Annotated in this window: 12 protein-coding genes; all 12 read left to right on the top strand. The window is 60.9% G+C overall.

Annotated features, from left to right (window positions below; genetic code table 11):
• Positions 1-18: 18 nt before the first annotated feature.
• Positions 19-771 carry a flagellar biosynthetic protein FliR gene (gene fliR / locus ABCW43_RS08285; protein WP_345922937.1) on the top strand — a complete coding sequence of 251 codons (753 nt, stop codon included), beginning with the start codon at positions 19-21 and terminating at the stop codon, positions 769-771.
• Positions 772-780: 9 nt separating this feature from the next.
• The gene (locus tag ABCW43_RS08280; RefSeq protein ID WP_046628243.1) at positions 781-1182 is read left to right on the top strand and encodes a hypothetical protein; all 402 of its coding nucleotides are present in this window, start codon (positions 781-783) and stop codon (positions 1180-1182) included.
• Between the two features lie 158 nt (positions 1183-1340).
• On the top strand, positions 1341-1892 hold the full coding sequence (locus tag ABCW43_RS08275; RefSeq protein WP_345922936.1) for a rod-binding protein: 552 nt from the start codon (positions 1341-1343) through the stop codon (positions 1890-1892).
• A 25-nt stretch (positions 1893-1917) separates the two neighbouring features.
• Positions 1918-2283, top strand: coding sequence for a hypothetical protein (locus ABCW43_RS08270; RefSeq protein WP_037085524.1), 366 nt, complete (start codon positions 1918-1920; stop codon positions 2281-2283).
• A complete protein-coding gene (locus tag ABCW43_RS08265) occupies positions 2283-2831 on the top strand; it encodes a hypothetical protein (RefSeq protein ID WP_345922935.1) in 549 nt (182 codons plus the stop codon). The genes ABCW43_RS08270 and ABCW43_RS08265 overlap by 1 nt, the downstream gene beginning before the upstream one ends.
• 177 nt (positions 2832-3008) lie before the next feature.
• Positions 3009-3653 carry a hypothetical protein gene (locus tag ABCW43_RS08260; protein WP_345922934.1) on the top strand — a complete coding sequence of 215 codons (645 nt, stop codon included), beginning with the start codon at positions 3009-3011 and terminating at the stop codon, positions 3651-3653.
• A gap of 107 nt (positions 3654-3760) precedes the next feature.
• Positions 3761-5488 (top strand): GumC domain-containing protein, encoded by a 1728-nt coding sequence (locus tag ABCW43_RS08255; protein WP_345922933.1) that lies wholly within the window; start codon positions 3761-3763, stop codon positions 5486-5488.
• 120 nt (positions 5489-5608) lie between these two features.
• Positions 5609-6508: a bifunctional methylenetetrahydrofolate dehydrogenase/methenyltetrahydrofolate cyclohydrolase FolD gene (gene folD, locus ABCW43_RS08250; protein WP_345922932.1), complete on the top strand. Its 900-nt coding sequence runs from the start codon at positions 5609-5611 to the stop codon at positions 6506-6508.
• Between the two features lie 137 nt (positions 6509-6645).
• Complete coding sequence (locus tag ABCW43_RS08245; RefSeq protein WP_345922931.1) at positions 6646-8007, top strand: ABC transporter substrate-binding protein; 1362 nt, start codon at positions 6646-6648, stop codon at positions 8005-8007.
• Positions 8008-8096: 89 nt separating this feature from the next.
• On the top strand, positions 8097-9110 hold the full coding sequence (locus tag ABCW43_RS08240; protein WP_345922930.1) for a carbohydrate ABC transporter permease: 1014 nt from the start codon (positions 8097-8099) through the stop codon (positions 9108-9110).
• Position 9111: 1 nt separating this feature from the next.
• Complete coding sequence (locus ABCW43_RS08235; protein ID WP_345922929.1) at positions 9112-10269, top strand: carbohydrate ABC transporter permease; 1158 nt, start codon at positions 9112-9114, stop codon at positions 10267-10269.
• A 28-nt stretch (positions 10270-10297) separates the two neighbouring features.
• A complete protein-coding gene (bglA, locus tag ABCW43_RS08230; RefSeq protein ID WP_345922928.1) occupies positions 10298-11953 on the top strand; it encodes a beta-galactosidase BglA in 1656 nt (551 codons plus the stop codon).
• Positions 11954-11966 lie beyond the last annotated feature (13 nt).

Here is an 11966-nt window from a genome sequence, read left to right as displayed (position 1 = left end):
GCAAAGGACGATTCTCGCATGATCACAGACCCGCAGGGGACCATTCTCGCACTTTTCCTTGCGTTTTGCCGCATGGGTACGTGCGTGATGGTTCTTCCGGGGCTGGGAAGCGGCCGCGTGCCGGTTCAGGTGCGATTGTTCGTGGCGGTCGCCCTGTCCATGGCCGTGCTGCCGGTCCTCTGGGATCAGATTTATCCAAAAGCCTCCGAGCCGACTGCCACCTATCTCGGCCTGATCTTCACCGAGGCCTCGATCGGCGCGGTCTATGGATTGATAGCCCGGCTCTATACGCTCGGCATGCAATTCGCCGGCACGATCCTGACCATGTCGATCGGTTTCACGGCGCCGGGCGGTCATGACGTTTTCGAAGACTCGCAGGAAAACCAGCTGACCATTCTGTTGACGCTGAGCGGCCTGCTGCTGCTGTTCATAATGGACTTCCACCACATCGTGTTCCGCGCGCTGGTCGATTCTTACGCGGCGACGCCGGTCGGCGCGCTGATCGATCCGCAGAAGATACTGATCACGCTGACAGATACGCTGCGCGCGTCGACCATCATCATGTTGCGGCTGGCAAGCCCCTTCCTGATCTTCGGCCTGATGTTCAACGTGGCGATCGGCCTCATCAACAAGATGGCGCCGCAGATCCCGATCTTCTTCATCTCGACGCCCTTTCTGCTGATGGGAGGGCTTTTCCTTCTCTATCTGTCGATCGCCGCCTTTATCCGCCAGTACGCGGATGGTTTCGCGCCGATCTTCAGGTCCTTCTAGGAGATCGCAATGGCAGGCCCAGTCAAGCGGTCGGACAAGCTCAAGCGCCTCGTGGCGGTCCAGCGGCATCTCGAGACGATGGCCGAACACGAGCTTGCTGCGACGACCCGATACCGTGCCGAAGTCAATCAGTCGATGGAAGACGTCATCGATGCGATCGGCTCGATGAACCCGGTACACCGGCAGTTCTCCCAGCATTATTCGGAACGTTTCGGCCGCCTGACCACCAAGGAACGCCAGCTTGCCGGCGTCCAGCAGATCCAGGAAATGAAGGTGCTCAAGGAGCGGACCAAGGCTGACCGCCTGGAAGAGAACATGAAGGACGCCCGTGATCACGAAGACCGCGAAGTGGCCGACGATGCGATCTACGAGCTCATCGATATCACGCTCGCCCTTGAGCAGGTGAAATAGACTGGCCAGCCTCCAGCAAGCTTCGACCTTCATAGTCTCGTCATTGCACTGATTGCCGGTTCGATCGAGGTCGGGCGGGATCATGTGCCATTTCAATCTGTTGCTGCGCTCTTGCACCTTTAGGGATGCGGCTCGCGGCAGTCATGAAAGGAGTTGACGTGGCGATTTCACTCCCGAGCGATCTGGTCATGGACGTCGTCCGCGCCGCGGATCCGACGGCCGTTCAGGAAGCGCAGGCCAAGCTCAAGGCGAACAAGGCGGCCTTTGCCGCGACCAGCCTTGCCGAAAACGGCAAGGGTTTTGGTGCCGCCATGAAATTCATCGACACGCCCGGCACGGCGGCGGGTCTCGGCAATCCGGAGGCACCGAAGAAGGTCGCAGAAATGCCGGAGGAGTACCGCAAGTTTGAAGCATCGGTTCTTTCGACATTCGTGAATTCCATGCTCCCAAAGGAGACCGAGGAAGTTTACGGCAAGGGCTCCGCCGGTGAATTCTGGAAGAGCATGATGGCCGAGAAGATCGCCGACGAGATGTCGAAAAAGGGCGGCGTCGGTATTGCCGAGCAGATGTATTCGCAGGCGCTCGCCCGTGCGGAACGTCAGGCCACGGTCAATCCGACCACCAATGAAACTGATCGTAGCCGCGCAATGAGCATGATCACCGATTTCGAGCGACAGGTTCTCGGCGTCGAAAAGAAGAATGAGGCCTGACATGTATCAGACTGGGGCAGAGAATATGGAAGTTGTTTCGAATGATTATCGCATCAAGACCGTGCTTGGCCGGTTGGAGATGATAATCGACAACGAAAATCAACGGATCGGCCGCGATCCGGAGTTCGACCTGAAAGTGTCGAACGCGCACAAAAGCCGCTGCCTCTACGAATTGACCATGCTGTTCCGCGGCACCGATCCGAAGCAGCTTGCCACCGGCCATATCGATCAGATGCACGGGTTGAAGAGCAAGCTGGCGCTCAATGCCCGCCGGGTCGAGGCGCATCTTCACGCTGTTCGCGCTGTCGCCGATCTCTTGAAGAACGCTGCCCGCGATGCGGACGACGACGGTACCTACACCCAAGAACAGTTCACCTACGGCGAGGCCTGATGGTCAAGCTCCTTCTCACTGGTCTATGGGTCTGCATCGTCACGCTTGGGGCGGTGTATTTCTCCGTGCAGATGTCCGCAGCACCTGCGCCGGTCGACGAAGAGGCCAGGCGGAAGGAGCTTCTCGAACTGGTGCGCGGCGAATCGATCACCATTCCGATGATCGCGGACGGTGCCATCACCGGGTATTTCCTGAGCCGTGTCTCGTTCATGATGGACAAGGAAAAGATCAAGAATACCAAGCTGCCGATCACCGAACTGACGACGGACCAGCTTTTCACGCTGCTGATCGGCAACCAGATGGTCGATCTCAGCAAGCCCGGCGCGTTCAACCTCGAAGAATTCCGCACCAGCATCAAGGACAACTTCAACAAGAAGCTCGGCGATGGACTGGTGGCGGAGGTCCTGGTCGAACAGCTCGACTACCTCTCCAAGGAAGACATCCGTAACAACGCATCGCGCGGCAACAAGAACCCGAACCCGGGCAAGAAGATTGTCGAGGGCGTGAAGATCGAAGATCCGAAAGCGTCGCCCACGACCGGCCACTGACGACCGCCCCGGCGTCGATACAGCGAATACCGGCCGGCCTTGATGGTCGGCCTTTTTGTTGCAGGAGCCTCGGAAATATGGCGATGGCTCGCATTTTACCAATCGATTTAAAGGCGATTTCAGAGCGCGCTGTTAGACCTTGGGGACGAGTTGGTCTTGCCCCATGGGAGTGTATCGATGAACGCATCCGGAGACTTCCTGGCATCCGCGTCGGCCCGGACCCTGGTCGGCCAACGCGTATGCGATCTCGGATGGAATGCCGCGCTCGGCCTCGTGGAGAGCCTCATCGCGCTGCGCGGCAACCGTACCACGCTCGGTTTCCTGGACGGGCGGACGGCCTTGCGCCAGATGGTCGATCCTGCCTATCGCAATCAGTTGGGCCGTAGGGTGCTTCTGCCGGGTGGCGGACGCGCTTTCGGTATCCTCGCCAAAGCGCGTCATGAAAAACCGGCGCCGGTGCGCTTCTCGGCCAAAACCTTCGTGCCGGCCCTTTTGAGTTTTCTGGAAAAGCGCCATCGCATCGGCATAGTCGGCGAAGATAGCGGTCGCACCGAGGCGCTGCGCGAGCATTTTGCCCGCCACGCGCCCTGGCATGACGTGGCGGTGGTCGCGCTCGACGAGGATATCTCGCAGGGTTTCGATCTTATCCTCGTCGATGCGGCGAGCCTTGCCCAGGAACGGCGGATCGAACGCCGGCTTGCTTCGGTCCGCACCGCATTGGTGGTCATGACCGGGACCGGGCTCTCCGGCTTCATCGATGGCAGATCGGCACGCATGCTGCCCACGGCGGCAGTCTCGTCGCAGCTCCCGTCTTTCGCCTGACGGGTTAACCTTTTCTTTGCCATGAAATTTTAGACTGCCTTAATCAGAGGACTGCCCGCGGGATGCCGGCGGTCTCAGATTAGCGCGGTCATCCCATGTATCAGTCGGTGAAAATCGAAGACGACCGAAACCCTGACCCGGCAGCACTGCTCGCCGGCAACGGTTCCGTGTTCGCCGGACTGCGATCCACCGCCCTCAAGGTCGGCGCCCTCACGGTGATCGGCGCTCTTTTGCCGCTGCTGTTCGTCGAGACGGTTCCGCATCAGTTCAGCGCCGAGACCCGACTGAAGGTCGAAGCGGCGAGCGAAGGCTCGATCAATACGGCTGCTGCCGCGCTCCGCTCCAGGACCAACCTCGACAACGTCATCCGCGCGCTGAATCTTGGCCGTGACAGCGAGTTTTCGGTCGACCGCCCGAGCGTCGTCAGGATCGTGTCCGATATCGTCTCCGGTGAGGCGATGACGGTGTCCGAGGCCGAGAACCGGCTGCGCGAGCGACTTTCTCAGGCGATCGTAACGAGCTACGACCGCCGCGCCGGCCAGCTTGCGATCTCCGTCACGGCGGGAGAGCCGGAAGAGGCGGCTCGCATCGCCAACATGCTCGGCGACACTTTTCACGATGAAATTGCCTTCTCAGGTACGAAATCTTCCGCACCGGTCGTGGAGAAGCTGCGCCAGACGCTCGAACATGCGCAGGCCGCTCTTTCCGGCTTCATCGCCGAGACCGACGCGCAGAAGCTCGCCGAACTGCGCCGGACCGAGGGCGAGGGACAGCAGCTCGCGGCAGAGATAAACGAGGTGACGGCGCAGTTGGGCGAGCTGAAGCAGAAGGCGGCACAGGCGTCCGCCATGAAGCTTTCGGACGTGCTGAACAAGCCCCTGCCGGACAGTCTCGAATATACCGGCCTCGATTATCAGCGGCAGAGGCATGTCGAGGCAAAGCTTGCCGTTGACCAGCTTTCGAGCGATCTCGGCCCGCGTCATCCACGGCTTGCTGCGGCTCAGGCAGCGCTGGCGGATGTGAAAAACGACATTCAGGACGCGCTGAAGCAGCTCGGAAGCTCACTTCGTCAGCAAGAGGCCGCGGCAGCCAAACATCTGGCGGAGCTCAAGGCGCGGCAGGCAAAGAAACCCGACGACAAGGAAATAGCCGACTCCGGAACAAGGCTTGCGGCTCTCGAAGCTGCCGTGGACGAGGCGCGGCGGAATTACCTCGAAGCGCTGCACGGCTCCGAAGCCAAGGCATCGAAGGCCAAAGTCTCGGTCGTCGTTCCGGCCGTGGCTGCATCCGCGGCCGTGATGGGTCCCTCATCCGCCGAGCTTTCCGGCGTAGGCGCCTTGATCGGATTCTCCCTCGGCGTCGCCCTGGTCTTTTTGAGGCGCCGCACGCTGCGGCCCGCGAGCTCCGCCGACGAAATGGATCAGGCCGACGAGCCCGCGCTGATTGTTGACCGGGACTTGCTTGCGGAGCATCTGGACGAACAGGATTTCCTCTCCGAGGACCCGGCTTACGATCGGCCGACCTATGAGCCGGAGCCTTCCCGGCGCCCGCGCCATCCGGCGCCGGCCAACGACAGTCCGCTTGCCGATCACATCCGCGAAATGCTGATGGTCAATCGCCGTCCGGCTTCGGAGGCGGAGCTTCCTTTCTTGGTCGCCGCCGTCATGGCGGGCCGTCTTGCCGATGGGCCGTCCTATGGCGCACCTCGTCGCCCGGTTCCATCGCCGGAGGAGGTCCGGAAGGCGGAGGAACTTCGCGAGCTTCGCCGTAACATGGCGGAGTTGCGCGAACGGGTTCAGGTCTATTCCGACCGCCGGAACGCCTCCCGAGGATAACAAGCCTGCGACATCGAATCCGCTTGCATTTGCTGTCTGCGACCAGCATAGGGCGTTGATGGGCAAATTGAGAACATGCTCAATGTATACATTGGTGGCCGTTTCAAGCGGGAGGTGCGCATGGCTGTGGTGATCGATGGTAAGGAGGCGGCAGCATCTGTAATCGCGGCGGTGACCGAGGCATCGGCTTCGCTCGAAAACGAAACCGGCGTGAAACCGGGCCTTGCGGTGGTCATCGTCGGTGACGATCCGGCCAGCCACGCCTATGTCAATTCCAAGAGCAAGATGGCCAAGCAGTGCGGTTTCAAATCGATCCAGCATAGCCTGCCCGAGGACACCAGCCAGGAAACGCTTGAAAAGCTGGTGGCCGAGCTCAACTCCGACCCATCCATCCATGGCATTCTCGTCCAGCTCCCGCTGCCGAAGCACCTTAACGCCGAGCCGGTCATCCTGTCGGTTTCGCCGGAGAAGGACGTCGATGGTCTGCACGTCGTGAACGCCGGCAAGATCGCCACCGGAGACCTGGCGACCGGGTTGATTTCCTGCACCCCGGCCGGCGCTATGCTTCTGGTCAACCGTATACACGGCCGTGATCTTTCCGGCCTCAACGCTGTCGTCATCGGCCGTTCCAACCTGTTCGGCAAGCCGATGGGGCTGCTGCTCTTGGCTGCCAACGCGACCGTCACCATGGCGCATTCCAAGACGAAGGATCTTGGATCCGTATGCCGCAACGCCGATATCCTGGTTGCCGCCGTCGGCCGCCCGCAGATGGTCAAGGCCGACTGGGTAAAGCCGGGAGCGACCGTGATCGACGTCGGTATCAACCGCGTGGTTGCTCCCGACAAGGGTGAGGGCAAGACCCGGCTGGTCGGCGATGTGGCCTATGCGGAAGCCGCCGAAGTCGCTGGTGCCATCACCCCCGTTCCGGGCGGCGTCGGCCCGATGACGATCGCCATGCTGATGGCAAACACCGTGATCGCCGCCTATCGCACAGCCGGCAAAACCGCACCCGGATTCTGATCCTGCGCGAACGGATTTTTTCATTTGTTCCAAGTCGCTTGCGAAGGGGTTGACTCCTCCGCAAGAGCGTTAAATCTCTCCCGTGTTGTGAACTCCCGGCAAGGTAGCAAAAGTCGGGACAACGGGAGGGTTATTTCATGAAGGCATCATTTTGGATCGGCACCGCGCTGGCAGCGCTCGTTGCCGGTGGCGCGGTCGCCCAGGAGCTGAAATTCGCGCCCGGCCAGGATTCGAAATTTAACTGGAAGAGCTATGAGGATTACAAGGCTGCCCACGCCAATCTCAAGGGGCAGAGCCTGACGCTTTTCGGCCCCTGGCGCGGCGAGGACGAGGTGCTCTTCAACAGCGTTCTGGCCTATTTTAATGCCGCGACCGGCATCAATGGCCGCTATTCCTCGTCGGAAAACTACGAACAGCAGATCGTCATCGACACGCAGGCCGGTTCTCCGCCGAACATCGCCATCATTCCGCAACCCGGCCTGCTGGCCGATCTTGCCGCCAAGGGGTTCCTGACCTCGCTCGGCCAGGAGAACTCCGACTGGGTCAAAACCAACTATGGCTCGGGCGGGGACTGGATCCGTTACGGCACCTACAAGGGCAAGGACGGCAAGGAGGCCTATTTCGGTTTCCCCTTCAAGGCCGATTTCAAATCCATGGTCTGGTATGTGCCCGAGAACTTCGAGGAAGCGGGCTACGAGGTTCCGAAAACCATGGAGGACCTGATCAAGCTCAGCGACCAGATCGTCAAGGATGGCGGAGTTCCGTGGTGCATCGGTCTCGGCTCCGGCGGCGCGACGGGCTGGCCGGCGACCGACTGGGTCGAGGACATGATGCTGCGCACCCAGAAGCCGGAAGTCTACGACAAGTGGGTGAGCAACGAGGTCAAGTTCAATGATCCGGCCGTCATTGGCGCGATCGATGAATTCGGCAAGTTCGCCAAGAACCCGAAATATGTGAGCGGCGGGGTTGCTGCCGTTTCCTCCACCGACTTCCGCGACAGCCCGAAGGGCCTCTTCGGCATTCCTCCGAAGTGCTACCTGCATCACCAGGCATCCTTCGTGCCGTCCTTCTTCCCGCCGGGTACGAAACTCGGCACCGATGCCGACTTCTTCTACCTGCCCACCTACGCTTCGAAGCCGGAGCTTGGAACGCCGGTCCTCGGCGCCGGCACGATGTTCGCAATCACCAAGGATTCGCCGGCCGCCAAGGCGTTCATCGAATTCCTGAAGACGCCGATCGCCCACGAGGTCTGGATGGCGCAGTCATCGTTCCTGACGCCCTTCAAGGAGGCCAATTCGAATACCTACGCCAATGAGGTGCTGAAGAAACAGGGCGAACTCCTGACCACCGCCACGACCTTCCGCTTCGATGCCTCCGACCTGATGCCGGGCAAGATCGGCGCCGGAGCGTTCTGGACCGGCATGGTCGATTATGTCGGCGGCAAGGATGCAAAGACGGTGGGGACCGACATCCAGAAGGCATGGGACGGTTTGAAGTAAGCTTCCCCATAGGTTCTCAAATATGACCGCGCCGGACGCCGGCGCGGTACAAGCAAAAGCTACGCAAATACGGTGAAAAGGGGAGAGGGATGATATCGCAGATCGTTTCAGCCGTCGGCGTCGTGATCGCCGGCGTTTTCGTCTGTGCCTTGTATTACTGGCTCTCCGACAAGATCCTGCAAGCAGTCTTTCCCGTGCCGGTGGACAATGTCCGCGCCGCCTCCGTTAATCTCAACCGCCGCGCCATGGTGCGCCCCTGGCTGTTCCTCGGCCCGGCGCTGATCCTGCTGGTCGTCTATCTGGTTTACCCGGTCGTCGCGACCTTCATACTTTCCTTCTACGACCGGTCGGGCGGCAATTTCGTCGGCCTCGCGAATTATCGCTGGGCACTCCAGGACGCGCAGTTCCGCCAGTCCATCTTCAACAACATCCTCTGGCTCGCCGTGGTGCCGGCGGCGTGTACCTTCTTCGGCCTCGTCATCGCGGTTCTGACCGACCGCATCTGGTGGGGCAATATCGCCAAAAGCCTGATCTTCATGCCGATGGCGATTTCCTTCGTCGGCGCTTCGGTCATCTGGAAGTTCATCTACGAATATCGCGGCGGCACAGAAACGCAGATCGGCCTCCTCAACGCCATCGTGCAGGCCATTGGCGGCTCGCCGCAGGTATGGATCTCGCTGCCGTTCTGGAACAACTTCTTCCTGATGGCGATCCTGATCTGGATCCAGACGGGCTTTGCCATGGTCATCCTGTCGGCCGCACTTCGCGGCATTCCCGAGGAGACGATCGAGGCGGCGGTGATCGACGGCGCCAGCGGCTGGCAGATCTTCTGGAAGATCATGGTGCCGCAGATTTGGGGCACGATCGCCGTCGTCTGGACGACGATCACCATTCTTGTGCTCAAGGTTTTCGATATCGTGCTGACCATGACCAACGGCCAGTGGAACACCATGGTTCTCGCAAACCTGATGTTCGACTGGATGTTCCGCGGCGGGGGCGACAGCGGCCGAAGCGCGGTCATCGCGCTGGTCATCATGGCCGCCGTCACGCCGATCATGATCTGGAACATCCGCCAGGCGAACAAGGAAATGGGAGGCCATTGAGATGAGTGCAGCCGCAAGCCTCCGCCGTATCGGCCTTCCGCGCCTTATCGTCCACGTCTCCGTGCTCGTCATCTGCATCATCTGGCTGATCCCGACGCTCGGCATCCTCGTCACCTCCTTCCGGGAAGCGGGCCAGATTACCGCCTCGGGCTGGTGGACCGCCTTTACGGGCGCCGCCGAGACGAGTGCCGCACGCCTCGGCGAGCCTTCGACAGCCAAGCAGGAAGGCGCGAACTACGTCATTTCCGGTTCGGCCTTCGAGGGAGGGAAGGGCGGCACCGTGCGCGCCTTTGGTACCCGCGTTGCCGCTCCGACGGAATTTACAGCGGGGCAGCCCGCCGATATCGGCAATGGCGAGACGCTGACCATCAACGAAGACGGCAGTTATACCTATTCGAAGAATGCGCCGTTCGAGGGCCGCGGCAAACGCGTTTACTTGTCCGTTGCCACTCCGCCATCCTTCACCACCGAAAATTACCGCACGGTGCTGACCTCCCAAGGGATCGGCCAGTCCTTCGTCAACTCGCTGACGGTAGCGGTTCCCGCAACGATCATTCCGATCCTGATCGCCGCCTTTGCAGCCTATGCCCTGTCGTGGATGGAGTTTCCCGGCCGTGCCCTGATCATCGCCCTGGTCGTCGGGCTGATCGTCGTGCCCTTGCAGATGTCGCTTATTCCGCTTCTGAAGATGTACAATGAGATCGGCAATTTCTTTGGCGTGCCGTCTCGCAGTTACGCGGGCATCTGGCTTGCGCATTCCGCTTTCGGCATGCCGCTCGCGATCTATCTTCTGCGCAACTACATTTCCGGGCTGCCGCGGGAAATCATCGAATCCGCCCGCGTCGACGGCGCCAGCGATTTCGAAATCTTCGTCAAGATCATCCTGCCGCTGTCGTTCCCGGCGCTCGCGTCCTTCTCGATCTTCCAGTTCCTCTGGACATGGAACGACCTCCTCGTCGCCATGGTCTTCCTCGGCACCGGCAAGGACCAACTGGTCCTCACCGGCGCCCTGAACGCGCTTCTGGGCTCCATGGGTGGAAAGTGGGAAATCCTGACAGCTTCGGCCTTCATAACAATCGTTGTGCCGATTATCGTCTTTTTCGCCCTTCAGCGATATCTCGTCCGCGGACTGCTTGCCGGCTCCGTCAAGGGCGGCTGATCAACATCGAACGACAACAGGACATTGAATGAGCGTTTCAGCAGAAGCCCCCGCAGCACCGGACAAGGACTGGTGGCGTGGGGCCGTTATTTATCAGATTTACCCGCGCTCCTATCAGGACTCGAACGGTGATGGTATCGGCGATCTGAAGGGCATCACCGCCCGCCTGCCGCATGTGGCAGCGCTCGGCGCAGACGCCATCTGGATCTCGCCCTTCTTCCCGTCGCCGATGCGGGATTTCGGCTACGACGTCTCGAACTACACGGACGTCGATCCGATGTTCGGTTCGCTGTCGGATTTCGACGGCCTGATTGCCGAGGCGCACCGGCTCGGCATCAAGGTGATGATCGATCTTGTCATGTCGCACAGCTCCGACCAGCACGCCTGGTTCATCGAAAGCCGGTCGAGCCGTTTCAATCCCAAGGCCGACTGGTATGTCTGGGCCGACGCCAGGCCGGACGGCACGCCGCCCAACAACTGGTTGTCGATCTTCGGCGGGTCGGCCTGGCACTGGGACCCGACCCGCATGCAATATTACATGCACAACTTCCTGACCTCGCAGCCGGACCTCAATCTGCACAATCCGGAAGTCCAGGACGCGCTGCTCGACATGACCCGCTTCTGGCTGAAACGCGGCGTCGACGGTTTCCGGCTCGACACGATCAACTTCTATTTCCACGACAAGGACCTGCGCGACAACCCGGCGCTCGATCCCTCGCGCCGCAACGCCTCGACCGCGCCGGCCGTGAATCCCTATAATTTCCAGGAGCATCTCTACGACAAGAACCGGCCGGAGAACCTGGAATTCCTCAGGCGCTTCCGCGCAGTGCTCGACGAGTTCCCGGCGATTGCTGCCGTCGGCGAAGTGGGCGACAGCCAGCGTGGTCTGGAAATCGTCGGCGAATACACGTCCGGCAACGACAAGATGCAGATGTGCTACGCGTTCGAATTCCTGGCGCCTGATCCGCTGACGCCGGCGCGGGTCTCCGAGGTGCAGAAAGCGTTCTCCATCGCTGCACCGGACGGCTGGGCCTGCTGGGCGTTTTCCAACCACGATGTGGTACGCCATGTCAGTAGATGGGGTCACGACGTTCTCGATCGCGACAGTTACGCCAAGATGGCGTCGGCCATCCTGATGTCCCAGCGCGGTTCCGTCTGCATCTACCAGGGTGAGGAACTCGGATTGACCGAGGCCGACATCGCCTATGCCGACCTGCAGGATCCCTACGGCATCCAATTCTGGCCCGAATTCAAGGGCCGCGACGGTTGCCGCACCCCGATGGTCTGGGACAGCCAGGCGCTGCAGGCTGGCTTCTCCACAGCGGAGAAAACCTGGCTGCCGATCCCGGTCGAACATCAGCTTCGGGCCGTTGGCGCTCAATACGGCGACCCGGCCTCGGTGCTCGAGCAGTACCGGCGCTTCCTCGCCTTCCGCAAGCAGCATCCGGCCTTTGCCAAGGGTGACATCGAGTTCCTGGCCGAGGACGGCGCTGTTCTCGGCTACAAACGCCAACACGGAAACGAGACGGTGCTCTGCCTGTTCAACATGAGCGCGACGGAAACGGCAACCGAGCTGCCGGCCGGCGATTGGGAAGTGCTGACCGGCCACGGCTTCGAAAGCGGGCTTGAAGGCAGGCGTGTCGAACTACCGGCCTGGGGGGCGTTCTTCGCCCATCACGCGTAACGATGACAAAGGG

It is taken from the genome of Neorhizobium tunisiense (assembly GCF_039631515.1).
GTDB lineage: Bacteria > Pseudomonadota > Alphaproteobacteria > Rhizobiales > Rhizobiaceae > Neorhizobium.
The sequence above is the reverse complement of the archived record's forward strand: the minus strand, read 5'-3'. Positions and strand labels throughout refer to the sequence as shown.